Consider the following 13,112-nt stretch of genomic DNA (forward strand, 5'->3'; position numbering starts at 1 on the left):
CGCTCCGGCTCGCCTAGAGGCTCGCTGCGCGATCGGATTCTCGCAAGCTCGAATCCGGCTCCGCTCGCGATCACGACACTAGAGGTCCACGCGGGTTCGGTGAAGGCGGGCCGCTCACCAAGGATGGCGGGGCTACTTGCCGAGGATCTGGTGGGCCTGGGCGACGGAGGCGCGGGCGAGGGCCTCGGCCTCGGCGCGGGTCGCGTTCGGGCCGAAGACGGTCACGGTGCCGAGGTAGTGGCGGCCCTCGAACACCACGTACCAGGTGTTCGTGCGCTGGTCGCCGCTGGTGGTGGTGACGCCGACCGTCCGGGAGCCGTTGCCGACGTCGCCGCGCCGCGTCTCGGTGACCTGGTGCTCGGCCCACCTGCCGCCGAGGCGGGTGCGGAACGTCAGGCAGCCGGCGGGGACGCGGGCCTCGACCTGCTTCTCGGCGTCGGCGTCCGCGACGCCCATGAGGGTCTCCGTCGCGGTCTGGCCGTCGCCCTTGACGAACGTGACGAGCGCGGTCGGCACGTCGGCGGCGACCTGCCCGCCGCCGGACTGGGCGTCCGCGCACTTCGGCTTGTCGAGCGTCGCCTCCTGGCGCACCTGCGCGGCGTTCCGCAGCGCCTTCAGCGAGCCGTACTCGCCGGAGTCGGGCTCGCCGCGCCGGTAGCCGGTGACCTGCTGGAGCAGCGCCTGCCCGAGCTGGTCGGAGGTGTAGCCGGTGCCGGCGGGCGCGGCGCGGGCGGGGCCGCGGACCTGCCCGGCGCCTCCGCCGCCGGAGCCGCCGCAGGCGGACGCCGCCGCGACCGTCGCCAGCACCGCGATCGGGAGGAGCCTGTGCGCCATGCCCGCGACCCTAGGCGCCCGGCGCGCGCATCACCCGGCCGACACGCTGTGCGGGCGGCAGGAGCACCCCAAGCGGGCGGGAATCAGCCCGTGGACCCCCAATGCGGGGCATTCCACAGGGCCGCGATCTCGGCGGCGCGCCGCTCGTGCGGGGCCGGGTCCGCGCCGGCGAGGCGGGCGAGATCGGCGAGGGTGCGGGCGGGCGGCGGCAGCGCGACCGCCAGGCTCTCCAGCCCGGCGGGCGGGCCGTCCCGGTGCGGCAGCAGCGCCTCGTACAGCTCCGCGGCGCCCCGCTCGTCGCCGAGCGCGACGACGGTCATGGCGCGGAACGTGCAGAACATCGTGAAGAGGTAGTCGGGCTGGATCGGCGGGGCGGACGCGTGGAGGCGGCGTGCTTCGGCGAACCGGCCGGCGGCGGCGTGCGCGGCGGCGAGGACGTCGGCGGCGAGCGACGACACGTCGGGCGGGAGCGTCCCGGCGTCGTCGGCGAACGCGGCCAGCGTGCCGCGCGACACCGCCAGCGTCGCGCGCGCGACCAGGTCGAACCCGATGGTGTGCAGTGACCCCTGGGCCGCCATGGCCCTCGTCGCGGCGGCGTAGCGGCGCTCCGCGTCGTCCGTCCGGCCCTCGGCGAGGGCGAGCGCGGCCCCGGCGATCTCGCAGACGACGCTCGCCTCGGGCATCCGGTAGCGGCGGGCCAGCTCCGCGGCCTCGGCGATCCGGGCGCGCACCTCGTCCGGGCGCTCCTCCCAGACGGCGGCGGCGGCGAGGGTGAACGTGCCCGACCACAGCGCCGCGGGCATGTCGTGCTCGGTGCCGAGGGCGCGCAGCTCGCGGGCCTGCGCCACCTGGCGGCGGGTCTCGCGGTCGTCGTGCCCGCGGTAGTCGCGCTCGCGGCCGAGCGTGAACAGCGTCAGCACGCGCAGCTTCGGGTCGCCGAGGTTCCGCGCGATCTCGACGGCCTCCTCGGCGGCGGCCCGTCCCCGCGCGTCCCCCGTGCCCGCCAGCTCGGCGGCGTAGGCGTCGAGGAGGCGGCACCGGACGTCCGGCGCGAGATCGTCGCGGTCCAAGAGCCGGGAGAGCAGGCCGACCAGGTGGTCGTCGACGGCCCCGTACGGGCGGAGCTGCCAGGGCGCCGGCTCGGTCCACGCGGTGAACGCCGCGAGCAGCAGGTCGTCGCTCCCGGCCTCCTCGGCGAGGTCGACGGCGCGCCGCCGGGTGGCGCGGGCGTCCTGGACGGCGCCTGCGCGCGCTTGGGCGCGGAGCAGGCGGCCCAGGAGGTCGACGCGGTCCGCGGCGTCCCGGCCCGGCAGCCGCTCGAACGACTCCAGCGCCTGGGTGAGCAGCTCGACGGCGGTCTCGTGCGCGTACCGGCGTTCGGCGAGGTCGGCGGCCCGGACGGCGTACTCGACGGCCTTCGCGGCCGTCGCGGCGGACGCGGCCCGGTGGAAGTGGTAGGCCAGCGCCGGCGCGTCGTCGGGGGCCAGCCGCTCCAGCGCGGCGCCGAGCCGGGCGTGCATGCGGGTGCGGCGCAGCGCGCTGAGGTCGGCGACCATCGTGTCCTGGACGAGCGCGTGCGCGAACCGGACCCGGCCCGGGGCCCGCTCGGTGAGCAGGCCCGCGACGAGACCGGCGTCGAGCGCGTCCAGCACCGCGTCCTCGCCGGCGTCGGCGGCCAGGACGAGCGCGTCCACGTCGGCCTCGCGGCCGGCGAGCGCGGCCAGCCGCAGGACCGCGACGGCGGGCTCCGGCAGGCGGGCGAGGCGGCGGCGCAGCACGTCCCGCACCCCCTCGGGGACCTCCGACGTCGCCACGAGCGCGCCCTCGCTGCTCAGCAGCCGGGCGCTCTCCCGCACGTAGAAGGGGTTGCCGCCGGTGCGCTCGGCGAGGGCCGAGACCGTCGCCTCGTCCACATCGGCGCCGCACTCGGCGGCGATGAGCCGGGCGACCGCCGGCTCCGGCAGCCCGCTGAGCGGCAGCCGCAGCGGCGACCGGCGGGCCAGCACCGCGAGGGTCTCGGTGAGGCGCGTCCCGACCTCGTCCGCGCGGAACGCGGCGACCACGAGCAGCGGCGCGTCGCCGGACACGGCGGCCAGCAGGGCGAGGGTCTCGGCGTCGGCCCAGTGCAGGTCGTCGAGCATGACCGCCAGCGGGCGCCGCCGGGCCGCCTCGTTCAGCCACGCCCAGACGGCCCGGTGCAGGCGGAAGCGCCCGGCGGTGGTGTCGCGGGGTTCGGCGGCGGACGCGTCCCGCAGCAGCGGCGCCGCCTCGGCGGGCGCCGGGACGTGCCGGTCCAGCGCGGTGAGGGCCTCCGTCCACGCCCACGCGGGCGGCGCGCTCTCGCTCTCCGGGCAGCGGCCCGTCACGACGAGCCGCCCCTCCCGCTCCAGCACGCCCGCGAGCCGGGTGAGCAGCGCGGTCTTGCCGAGCCCGGCCTCGCCGGTGACGAGCGCGACGCGCACGCCGCCTTCGGCCGCGAGGCCGGTCAGCGCGGCGAGCTCGTCGTCGCGGCCCAGGAAGGCGGGCCCGTCAGGCGCGGGCTCAGGGGCCGGCCTGGGAACGGGCTCAGGGACCGGGATGGGCGCGGGGGCGGGGAGGTCGAACGCCCCGGTGCGCTGCTGGAGGATCGCCGTCTCCAAGTCGGCGAGCGCCGGGCTCGGGTCGAGGCCCAGCTCGTCGGCGAGCAGCCCGCGGACCTCGCGGAGCGCGGCGAGCGCGTCGGCCTGGCGCCCCGCCCCCCACAGCGCCAGCGCCAGCAGCCGCCAGCCCTCCTCGCGGAGCGGCTCGTCGCGGGTGAGGAGCTCCGCCTCCGGCACGGCCGCAGCGGCGTCGCTCGCGCGCAGCAGGGCCGCGACGTGCCGCTCCCGCGCGGCCAGGCGCAGCTCGTTCAGGTGGCCGATCTCCGCCCGCGCCCACTCCTCGTCGGCGAACTCGGCGAACGCCGGGCCGCGCCACAAGGCCAGAGCCTCCGCCGCCCGCTCCGGGTCCCGGGCGAGCGCGGCGAAACGCCAGGCGTCCACCGCCTCGTCGGGCAGCCGCAGCGCGTAGCCGGGCGCGGCGGACACCAGCACGCGGGCCGGGGCCCGCGGCGGACGATCGGGCTCCAGCAGCTTGCGCAGGTTGGAGACGTAGGCCTGCAGGGACGTGACGGCCTGCGCCGGCGGCTCGCCGCGCCACAGGTCCTCGATCATGCGGTCGACGGGCACGACCTCGCCGCGCGCGGCGACCAGCAGCGCCAGCACGGCCCGCTGCCGCGGCCCGCCCAGCGCCGCGCGCACCCCCGCCACCTCGGCCTCGAAGGCCCCGAGCACCCGAATCCGCACCATCCCGGACAGATCGTAGCCACCGGCCCCCGAGCCGGGTGCCGAGCCAGGCTCCGAGCCGGGTGCCGACCGCGGTTCCAAGCCGGGCTCCAAGACGCGCTCCAAGACGGCTCCAAGACGGCCCGGGCAGCGTTGGCGGCATGAACACCGACACCGCCCGCACCGCCCTCACCTTCACCCGCTCCATGATCGTCATCCACCGCGGCATGCGCCGCGAGGCGCGCCTGCTCACCGAACTGATCGGCGCGACCCGCCCCGGCGACCGCCGCCGCGCCCGCGCCCTCACCGCGCACCTCGGCGACTACCTGCTCGGCCTGCACAACCACCACCACGGCGAGGACGAGCTGATCTGGCCGCTGCTGCTGTCCCGCGTGGACCTCGACGCCGACATCGTCCTGCGGATGGAGGCCCAGCACGAGAAGGTCGCCGCGACCATCGCCCGCCTGCACGACCTCGCCGGACCCTGGGCGCGGTCGGCGGACGCGGCCGGCCGCGACGCCCTGGTCGCCGCCCTCACCAAGCACCGCGCCGTCCTCGCCGAGCACCTCGACGACGAGGAGGCGAACCTGCTGCCGCTCGCCGAGCGCCACCTCACCGAGGACGAGTGGAACGCCCAGGGCGACCACTTCGTCCAGCACACCCCCAAGACGAAGATCCTCACGCTCCTCGGCGTCGTCCTGGAGGACGCGACGCCGGACGAGCGCGCCGAGTTCCTCTCCGGGCTGCCCGCCCCGGCCCGCGCGTTCTGGCGGCTCTACGGCGAGCGCCACCACGCCGCCCGGATGCGGCGCCTACGCGAGGACGTCCGCACGTCCCGCACCGGCACCGCCATCGCCCTGCTCACCGGCGCCGGCATCGGCTACGTCGGGCTCTCGTACATCCTCGACCCGGCGGGCACCGGGGCCGGGTTCGGGCTGCCGTCCGTGCCGTCCGGCGACGCCACCGCCTGGCTGAACATCAAGGGCGTCCGGGACCTCGGCACCGGCCTCGCCGTCCTCGCGCTGCTGGCGCGCGGGCAGCGCGAGGCGCTCGGCCTGGTGATGTGCGCGTTCTCGACGATCGCGGCCGGCGACATGGTGACGGTCCTCGCCCACCACGGCTCCAAGGCGACGGCGTTCGGCGTCCACGGGGCGACCGCCGCGGCGGTGCTCGCCTCGGGCCTGCTGCTCCTGCGCGCCGCCCGCCGCCGCTGACCTGGCGGACGCTCCGATCGCGACAGTGGCGCGGCACGCCCGCGCCACCGTCCGCGTTCACTCTGTGACTATCCGTGATCTTTGGGTAGGGCCCGGGGCGGCGTCCGGGACCGGGCGCATGAGCACATGCCGGGGGAAGAAGAGAATGTTCCGCAGAGTTCTGGTGCTGCCCGTCCTGCTGCTGACGCTGGTCGCCGCGTCCGGGTGCGGCGGAGGCGGCAAGAGCGCCGACAACGTCGCCGCGGGGCGGGGCGCGGCGGCGAGCTCGCCCGCCGCGTCGCCGTCGTCCTGCCCGACCGAGACGACGAAGCACTTCGCGAAGACGCGGTTCGCCGCGGACGCCGGCCTCGCGTTCGGCGCCTTCCACCGCTACATCTGGAAGCCGTACCAGGCGGGCAGCTTCAAGCAGGGCGCGGACGGCCGGACGAAGGCGTTCGCGAAGGCCGCCGCGGCCGGGCTGTTCGCCGCCAACCGGATCAACGCCGCGCGCAAGCTCATCGGCGCGGACCCGAAGCTCTGCAAGGCCTTGAAGGTCCCGGCGGAGAAGGTGGCGGGGATGTTCGGGTCGCTGGCCGGCAAGTTCAAGTCGGGGCAGCTCGACCCGTCGGAGATCGGCTCGGTGGGCTCGGCGGTGGACGGCCTGAAGTCCGACGCCAAGAACCAGGCGGGCGCGAACATCCAGGAGAAGTCCCCCAACCTAGGCGGCTGACCCGCCCGAGCGCGCCCCGCGGCGCTACTTCTGTTCTTCGTCGGCTCGCTCGTTGTAGATGGGGGCGTACTCCTGGCCCGACATCTTCTGGATGGTCTCGACGATCTCGTCGGTGATGGCGCGGCGGGCCTTGGCGGGCGGCAGGTCGCGGTAGTGGGAGAAGTCCATCGGCGGGCCGATGCGGACGGTGGGGCGGGGGCCGAAGACGCGCGGCTTGGACGCCCCGATCGGCTGGATCTTCTCGGTGCCCTCCAGCGCGACGGGCAGCACGCGGGCGCCGGAGGCGAGGACGAGCCAGCCGACGCCGGTGCGGCCGCGGTAGAGGCGGCCGTCCGGGGAGCGGGTGCCCTCGGGGTAGATCGCGAAGGCGCCGCTGTTGGCGAGGACGTCGCCGGCCTGCTCCAGGGCGCCCATGGCGGCGCGGCGGGCGCCGCGCTTGACCGGGACGTGGCCGAGGTTCGTGAGGAACCAGCGGACGAAGCCGCGCTTGAGGCCGCCGCCGACGAAGTAGTCGGCCTTGGCGATGTAGGTCACCGGCCGCGGGACGGCGAGGGGGATGATGAAGCTGTCGATGAACGACAGGTGGTTGCTGGCCACGATGAGCGGCCCGTAGGCGGGCACGTTCTCCCCGCCGATCACCCTCGGGCGGAATAGCAGCCAGAGGATCGGACGCACCACTCGCGTCATGAACGTGTAGAACACCCAGCCTCCTGTCATTCGCACCGCCACTGTAACCTCTGCGCCGATCCGTCCCCGGGTCAGCACCTGCTTTTCCGGGCGGACGGGAGGTAAGAAATGGTTCAACCGCTGGTCACGGGGGGCGCCGGCAGACTATTGGGGGCCTTGATCCCGGGGTGGGACTTCGGTCACATTGGGGAGGTGCGGCAATCGTGAAACCATTTCCTACCATCCGGTAAGTTCCTCTGGAGTAAGTTATTCGGGGCGCCGGTGGCGGCACGCCGGGGAACGCGGGCACCGGCCCCGCGCGGCCCGGGCGGGGCCGGGTGTTACGGTCCGGGACGCGGGAGGGCGACCCGGTCCTTATCCCTGGAAGTGCTTGGATTGCGGGCACGGGTGCGCAATCCTGAGGAGTCACCTGAGGTGGGTCACCAGGTGCGTGGAACCAGGATGCCCGTGGAGCCGGGGCGAGAGGTGGCCATGGACTTCGACATCAGCCTGATGAAGGACGAACGCTGCACCCTCGTCCGGGTGCAGGGCGACATCGACGTGGTCTCCCGGGCGCGCTTCGAGGAGGCCCTGTTCGAGGTGGTGGACGCGGGCGAGCCCATGGTCGTCGACATGCGGCAGGTCACGTTCTGCGACTCGACCGGCCTGAACGCGATCGTCGCGGCGAACCGGCGCGCCGGGCAGCACGGCGGCACCGTCGCGCTGGTGGCGCTGCCGCCGCGCGTGCAGCGCGTCTTCCGCATCACCGGGATCGACAAGTTCGTCCCGATCTACGACACGCTGCGGGAGGCGATCGGCGCGCTGCCGTCCACCACGGCCTGACCGCGAAGGCCCGACCAGCGCCTCAGCTGCAGCCCTCGAACTGCGGGACGCTCGTCGTGAGCTTGAGCCCGGACTTGCCGAACCACTTGGTCAGCAGCCGCGCCGCCGTGCCGTCCTGGTACATCGCGGTGATGGCCCGGTTGATCTGCTCGCAGCCCTCCAGGTCGCCCTTCTTCAGCCCGACCCCGTACTTCTCGTCGGTGAACGGCGCGTTGATGATCTTGCCGGGGCGACCGGCCGCGAACCCGGCGAGGATCAGGTCGTCGGTCGACACCGCGTCCAGCTTCCCGGCGGCGAGGTCGTCCATGCAGGCGCCGTACGTCGGCGCCTGCACCGGCACCGCGGCGATCTTGCGTTCCTCGATCACCCGCCGCCACGAGTTCGACCCGGTCACCGCGCAGATCTTGCGGCCCTTCAGGTCCCGGACGGCGTGGATCGCCGTGTTGCCCGGCGCGACCAGCGTGTCCTGGTGCGCGACGTAGTAGGGCCCCGCGAACGTGACGACCCGCTTGCGCTTGGCGGTGATCGAGTACGTCGCGACGATCATGTCGACGGTGCCGTCGGCGAGGGCCTTCTCGCGGACCGAGGAGTTCGTCGTCCGCCAGGTGATCCGGTCCTTCGGCACGCCGAGCCTCCCCGCGATGTAGGTGGCGACGTCCACGTCGAAGCCCTGGTACGTCCCGTTCTTCTCCTTCACGCCGAGGCTCGGCTGGTCCTCCTTCACCCCGATGGTCAGCGTGTGCTTGTGGGCGATGGTCGGCTGGTCCGCGCCGCCGAGCCCGCACGCCGACAGCGTCCCGGCGGCGGACATTACGGCGAAGGCCAGGGCAGCAGCACGGAACGAACGGGCACGGGTGGCGCGCATGGGTCGGTCTCCTCCGGTCAGCGGAACTCGGCCAGCCGGGGACGGACCCCCGCGACGATCAGCAGGGCGATGACGGCGGCGGCCGGCGGGACGGCCTTCCAGCCGCGCAGCCCGCCGTCCGCGTCCTTGATCTGCTTGGTGAACGCGTCCTGGTGCACGGCGATCAGCGAGCCGAGCGCGGCGTCGTAGGCGTCGAAGTCGTGGATCGCGCCGGACTGGCGCCCCATCCGCATCGTGATCGCGCCGTTGCGGTCGCCGGACGCCGCGAGCGACCGCATCTTCTGGTCGTCGCGCTGGACGACGATGTACGCGCGCAGCGTCCGCTGCACGGCGTCGGCCTCGCGGGCGTTGCGCACCGCGGCGGCCTCGTCCGCGAAGAAGCCGAGGAACGGCGCCGCGCCCTTGTGCGGACGGTACGGCCCGACCTTCTGCTCCAGGCCCGCGTAGTAGTTCTCCAGGTTCAGCGGCTTGTCGCCGATGTCCGGATAGACCACCGAGAGGGACTTGTCGAGGTAGGTCTGCTCGTAGGTGTCGGCGCGGCCGGGGTCGAGGAGGTAGCGGCTCTCGTCCGCGAACGCGCTGTGGCTGACCGACCGCGCCCGCGACAGCGACAGGACGGAGTCGAAGCCGTCCTCCTTCGCCTTCCTGATGTGCCCCGCCTGCGCCGAGAGCAGGCCCGCGCCGGCGGCGGTGAGCGCGACGGTCCCGAGCGTCGCCAGGACGAGCGCCGGGTTCAGCAGGCGCCGGAACGTCCGCGCCAGGTACAGCTGCGTCGCGACGAGCAGCAGCAGCGCCGCCGCCCCGGCGACGATCACCCAGTCGCGGCCCGCCAGCACCGCCGTCCGCTTCGACTCGTACGCCTGCCGGACGTGCGCGCCGGTGTCGAGCGTGATGTTGTACGCCTTCGGCAGCAGCTCCAGCTTCATCAGGTCCGTCGCCTGCCGGTAGGCGTCGACGACCTCCTTCGGCGGCTCCCCCGCCGGATGGTCGGCCTGCTGGTTCAGCTGCATCGCCGACCCGACGAGCCGCTCGTACCGGCCGAGGCCGTCGAGGACGTCCTGGACGGTCTGCCGCAGCGCCGGGTCGCGCCCGGCGAGCTGCGCGGCCTGCACGGCGGCGGCGTCGGCGTCCGCGCGGCGCTGCTCGTAGGCGCCGATCATCCGGTCGTAGCCGCTGCCGAGGTCGTGCTGGCGGCCGATCAGCAGGATGTTGGAGACCTGCGCGTCCATGTCGCTGAGCGCGAAGTACAGCGTGCTGGTCGCGACGACCTGCGGGCCCGCGTCGTGCCCGATCGTCTGGACGGAGTCGCGCGCGTTCCCGACCGCGACCGTCAGCACGGCGAGCAGCGCGACGAGCGCGGCGAGGACGAGCGCGACGTGCGCGCGGATCCGGCCGGGGATCGTGCGGAGCCAGCGGCCGCGCGCGAACGTGGCCAGCCGGCCGCGGCGCGCCGGGGGAGCGGCGGGCACGGCGTCCGAACCGGGGGCGGGCGCGGGCGCGCCGGGCGGGCGGGCCCCGGGCGGCGCCGCCGGCTGCGCGGGCGTCATCGTCATGGGGAGCCCTCCTGAAGGGACAGCGTGATGGTCGTCCAGGCGCCGACGTGGACGCGGTCGCCGTCGCCGAGGGGGACCGGCGTGTTCACGGCGATCGGGTCGGCGCCGCCGTTCACCGTCGTCCCGTTGGTGGAGCCGGGGTCGACGAGCAGCCAGCCGCCCTCGGGCCGGGCGAGCAGCACCGCGTGCAGGTGCGAGACGCCGGGGTCCTCGGGCGGGCCGCCGAGGTCGATCTCCGGGACGGTCGCGCGGGACGCGCTGCGGCGGCCGATCCTGATCTGCTCGCCGAGCAGCGGGACGCGGCGCTCCGGGCAGTACGGCGGGAACTCCAGGGACCCCGAGTCGGGGCCCTCCTGCGCGATCACCGAGGCGTAGTACTCGCGGTCGGCGGTGATCACCGCGGACCAGCGAGCCGGGGCGTCCGGCGCGGGTGCGGGCTCCTCGCCGGCCTGCGCGGTGCCCGTCGCGAAGTCGTAGCCGCAGTTCTCGCAGAACCGGCCGCTGCGGGGGGTGTCGCAGTCGGGGCAGGCCTCGGGCGGCGGCTCCTCCTGCGCCGGGCTTGGGGCGGCGCCCGGCGCGGCGGGCTCGGCGATCGAGACGGCGCCGTGCTCGACCATGGTGTACTCCGCGCGCGGCGCCCCCTCCATGAGGTCGCCGCACACGTCGCAGTAGTCGTCGGCGGCGGACACGTGCCCGTTCGCGCAGACCGGCATGGACCTCAGCTCCCGGCCTCGTCCGGCGGCGTGCCCGGCGGCCCGTCGGGCGGCGCGTCCTGCGCCGGGGGCGTGTCCTGCGGCGCGGCGGGGGGCGCGTCCTGCGGCGGCGCGGCCGGGGTGTCGGCAGGCGGCGCGGGGGCGGCCGGGGGCAGGTCGTTCTTGCGGGTGCGGGCGGTCCGGACGGTCCGCACCGAACGGGTGTCGAGCGACATCTCGTCGGCCTTCGCCACGTCCGCCTTCAGCCGGACGGTGCCCGTCGCCGGGTCGATGACGTCCACCACCTTGTCGAGCAGCCCCGCGATCTGCTCGTTGCCGACCTCGCGGGCCAGCACCACGGCGCGGCCGAGCCGGGCCGTCGCGGTGTCCTCGTCGCCGTCCCGCCGGGCCTCCAGCCCCTCCTGGATCGCGTCCGCCAGCTCCGACTGCCCGGTGTGGTGCGCGACGCGCCCGTTGATCCGCGTCGAGCGGGCCTCGTCGTCGGTCCACTCGGCGAGGACGTTCCCGGACGCCAGCTCCCGCTCCGCCTCGCCGCCCGAGCCCGGCGCGATCAGCTTCACCCACGCGGCCCGCATCTGCCGCCCGATGTCGCCCGGCGGGACCTCCACGCACAGGTGGTACTCGCGGTTCTCGCTGCCCCACGCGCCGAGCGGGAAGTCGGCGGTCTGCGCGCCCGACTCCGCCCGCTTGGCGGTCAGGTCGTCCACGGTCGGCACCATCTGCTTGAGGAACCGCAGCTCCGCGTGCTGCGGCGTCCACACGCGCAGCGCCACGTCCGCGACGTGCTTGCTCATCGCGGACCGCGTCATCGCGAGGAAGTCGGCCTCCAGGTCCTTCGGGTCGGGGACGTCGAGGAACCCGCCCAGCAGCGCCGAGGTGATCTTGCGGAGCTCGGCGACCTCCCAGTCGGTGCCGACGCCGCGCGCGTCGCACAGGAAGTGCCCGGAGCAGTGCCGCAGCGCCGCGTCCAGCTCCTCGGCGCTCTCGTGCTGGTTCTTGCCGTCGGTCAGCAGGATCGCGTGCTTCACCGCGCCGTCCTGGCCCTCGAACAGCCGGTCCGCGAGCCGCAGCCACGACCCGATCGCGGTGCCGCCCGCCGCCTCCAGCCGGCCGACCGCGTTCGCCGCGCTGCGCCGCGTCGACGCGCTCGCCTCGACCAGCCGCTCCCCCTGCGGGTAGATCATCCGCGGCCGGTTCGCGCCCGCGACGACCGCGAACCGCACCCCGTCGCGCAGCACCCCGACCGCCGCCTTCGCCGCGCGCCGCGCCGCGGCCATCTTGCCGCCGTACGACATCGACCCGGACGTGTCGATGATGATGATCTCCGCGGCGCCGCCCTCGGCGGGCGGGCCGTCGTCGACGCCGTCCGAGCGGGCCTCGACGGTGACGATGGCGTGCATCTCCCGCCCGCCCGCCGGGAGGTAGGGGTTCTGGTCCACGCGGATCGTGAACTCGGGACGTTCGCTCATCAGCCGGGCTCCCTCGTCGGGTCGGGCGGCGGGAACTCGATGACCACCACCGTCACGTTGTCGTGTCCCCCCGCGTCCAGCGCCGCCCGCACGAGGCGCCGCGCCGCCCCCAGCGGCCCCGCCTCCCCGGCCGCCTCCCCGCCGGTACCGCTCGCCCCGCCGAGCGCGACCGACGCCAGCGCCGCCGCGTCCGGAAGATCGTTCCAGAGCCCGTCGCTGCAGATCAGCACGAGCCCCGGGCCGTCCGGCTCGTACGCGGCGAGATGCGCCTCGAACGCGCCCGCCTCCGCGCCCATCCACGCCGTCAGCATGTGCGCGCGGCGGTCCGCCCACGCCGCGGCCGCGGTCAGCTCGCCCCGCGCGACCGCCTGCACCGCCCACGAGTCGTCCGTGGTCAGCGGGTACGACTCGCCCGCCGACAGCCAGTAGGCGCGGCTGTCGCCCAGCCAGCCGACCGTGACCCGCCCCGCCGCCACCACCGCCGAGACGAACGTGCACGCCGGGCCGGGCCCGCCGTCGCCGTCGGCGAGCGCCGCGACCGCCTCGCCCGCCCGTCCCGCGGCCTCCCGGATCGCCTCTCCCGGCCCGGCGCCCGCCGCGATCCGGTCCAGCAGCACCGCCGACGCCGTCTGCGCCGCCGCCCGCGCCGCCTCCCGCGACCCCGGCGCCGTCGCGACGCCGTCGCAGACCACCCCGCACGCGCCGTCCGGCAGCCGCGCCAGCGCGAACGCGTCCTCGTTGTGGACGCGGCGCAGCCCCGGATCGCTGATGCCGGCGCCGAGCGCGGGCCGCCCGTCCACCACCAGGTGCGCCTCGGCGTGCTCGTCCGCGCCCGGCTGCCGCAACCCGCACGCCTCGCAGAACCCGTCCGCCGTGACGGCCCAGCTCCCGCAGTCGCGGCAGGCGGCGCCGCCGTGCGCGCCCGCGTTCCGGTCCCCGTTCAT

The 13,112-nt window shown here is 75.4% G+C and carries 11 protein-coding genes; 3 read left to right on the plus strand and 8 right to left on the minus strand.

The annotated features are described in order from the left end of the window. Window positions 1–132: 132 nt before the first annotated feature. Both AB0C78_RS30645 and AB0C78_RS30650 read right to left on the minus strand, forming a co-directional pair. A complete protein-coding gene (locus AB0C78_RS30645; protein ID WP_360754507.1) occupies window positions 133–834 on the minus strand; it encodes a hypothetical protein in 702 nt (233 codons plus the stop codon). Window positions 835–917: 83 nt separating this feature from the next. Further along, window positions 918–4,160 (minus strand): BTAD domain-containing putative transcriptional regulator, encoded by a 3,243-nt coding sequence (locus AB0C78_RS30650; RefSeq protein ID WP_360754510.1) that lies wholly within the window; start codon window positions 4,158–4,160, stop codon window positions 918–920. A gap of 137 nt (window positions 4,161–4,297) precedes the next feature. Between AB0C78_RS30650 and AB0C78_RS30655 the strand changes: the two genes are divergently transcribed. After that, a complete protein-coding gene (locus tag AB0C78_RS30655) occupies window positions 4,298–5,350 on the plus strand; it encodes a DUF4267 domain-containing protein (RefSeq protein ID WP_360754512.1) in 1,053 nt (350 codons plus the stop codon). A 145-nt stretch (window positions 5,351–5,495) separates the two neighbouring features. Then, on the plus strand, window positions 5,496–6,059 hold the full coding sequence (locus tag AB0C78_RS30660) for a hypothetical protein (RefSeq protein ID WP_360754515.1): 564 nt from the start codon (window positions 5,496–5,498) through the stop codon (window positions 6,057–6,059). A gap of 24 nt (window positions 6,060–6,083) precedes the next feature. Here AB0C78_RS30660 and AB0C78_RS30665 read toward each other — a convergent pair whose 3' ends face one another. Continuing rightward, window positions 6,084–6,761: a lysophospholipid acyltransferase family protein gene (locus tag AB0C78_RS30665; protein WP_360754632.1), complete on the minus strand. Its 678-nt coding sequence runs from the start codon at window positions 6,759–6,761 to the stop codon at window positions 6,084–6,086. 456 nt (window positions 6,762–7,217) lie between these two features. On the opposite strand from AB0C78_RS30665, the gene AB0C78_RS30670 reads away from it, so the two are divergent. Beyond that, window positions 7,218–7,568 carry an STAS domain-containing protein gene (locus AB0C78_RS30670; protein WP_151546572.1) on the plus strand — a complete coding sequence of 117 codons (351 nt, stop codon included), beginning with the start codon at window positions 7,218–7,220 and terminating at the stop codon, window positions 7,566–7,568. 22 nt (window positions 7,569–7,590) lie between these two features. On the opposite strand, the gene AB0C78_RS30675 is transcribed toward AB0C78_RS30670, so the two are convergent. From AB0C78_RS30675 to AB0C78_RS30695, 5 genes are read right to left on the minus strand one after another with little or no spacing between them, the layout of a single operon-like run. Beyond that, window positions 7,591–8,433 carry a glutamate ABC transporter substrate-binding protein gene (locus AB0C78_RS30675; protein WP_360754518.1) on the minus strand — a complete coding sequence of 281 codons (843 nt, stop codon included), beginning with the start codon at window positions 8,431–8,433 and terminating at the stop codon, window positions 7,591–7,593. A gap of 17 nt (window positions 8,434–8,450) precedes the next feature. Further along, on the minus strand, window positions 8,451–9,986 hold the full coding sequence (locus AB0C78_RS30680; protein WP_360754521.1) for a hypothetical protein: 1,536 nt from the start codon (window positions 9,984–9,986) through the stop codon (window positions 8,451–8,453). After that, complete coding sequence (locus AB0C78_RS30685; protein WP_360754524.1) at window positions 9,983–10,699, minus strand: FHA domain-containing protein; 717 nt, start codon at window positions 10,697–10,699, stop codon at window positions 9,983–9,985. The genes AB0C78_RS30680 and AB0C78_RS30685 overlap by 4 nt, the downstream gene beginning before the upstream one ends. 5 nt (window positions 10,700–10,704) lie before the next feature. After that, window positions 10,705–12,168, minus strand: coding sequence for a VWA domain-containing protein (locus AB0C78_RS30690; protein WP_360754527.1), 1,464 nt, complete (start codon window positions 12,166–12,168; stop codon window positions 10,705–10,707). Beyond that, window positions 12,168–13,112: a PP2C family serine/threonine-protein phosphatase gene (locus AB0C78_RS30695; protein ID WP_360754530.1), complete on the minus strand. Its 945-nt coding sequence runs from the start codon at window positions 13,110–13,112 to the stop codon at window positions 12,168–12,170. The genes AB0C78_RS30690 and AB0C78_RS30695 overlap by 1 nt, the downstream gene beginning before the upstream one ends.

This window comes from Actinomadura sp. NPDC048394, assembly GCF_040651755.1.
GTDB classification, from domain to species: Bacteria; Actinomycetota; Actinomycetes; order Streptosporangiales; family Streptosporangiaceae; genus Spirillospora; species Spirillospora montaniterrae.

What these genes read in the sequence shown, in the direction of transcription:
- AB0C78_RS30645 (WP_360754507.1), bottom strand. Translation starts at nt 834, where the DNA reads ATGGCGCACAGGCTCCTCCCGATCGCGGTGCTGGCGACGGTCGCGGCG.
- AB0C78_RS30650 (WP_360754510.1), bottom strand. Translation starts at nt 4,160, where the DNA reads ATGGTGCGGATTCGGGTGCTCGGGGCCTTCGAGGCCGAGGTGGCGGGG.
- AB0C78_RS30655 (WP_360754512.1), top strand. Translation starts at nt 4,298, where the DNA reads ATGAACACCGACACCGCCCGCACCGCCCTCACCTTCACCCGCTCCATG.
- AB0C78_RS30660 (WP_360754515.1), top strand. Translation starts at nt 5,496, where the DNA reads ATGTTCCGCAGAGTTCTGGTGCTGCCCGTCCTGCTGCTGACGCTGGTC.
- AB0C78_RS30670 (WP_151546572.1), top strand. Translation starts at nt 7,218, where the DNA reads ATGGACTTCGACATCAGCCTGATGAAGGACGAACGCTGCACCCTCGTC.
- AB0C78_RS30675 (WP_360754518.1), bottom strand. Translation starts at nt 8,433, where the DNA reads ATGCGCGCCACCCGTGCCCGTTCGTTCCGTGCTGCTGCCCTGGCCTTC.
- AB0C78_RS30680 (WP_360754521.1), bottom strand. Translation starts at nt 9,986, where the DNA reads ATGACGATGACGCCCGCGCAGCCGGCGGCGCCGCCCGGGGCCCGCCCG.
- AB0C78_RS30685 (WP_360754524.1), bottom strand. Translation starts at nt 10,699, where the DNA reads ATGCCGGTCTGCGCGAACGGGCACGTGTCCGCCGCCGACGACTACTGC.
- AB0C78_RS30690 (WP_360754527.1), bottom strand. Translation starts at nt 12,168, where the DNA reads ATGAGCGAACGTCCCGAGTTCACGATCCGCGTGGACCAGAACCCCTAC.
- AB0C78_RS30695 (WP_360754530.1), bottom strand. Translation starts at nt 13,112, where the DNA reads ATGAACGGGGACCGGAACGCGGGCGCGCACGGCGGCGCCGCCTGCCGC.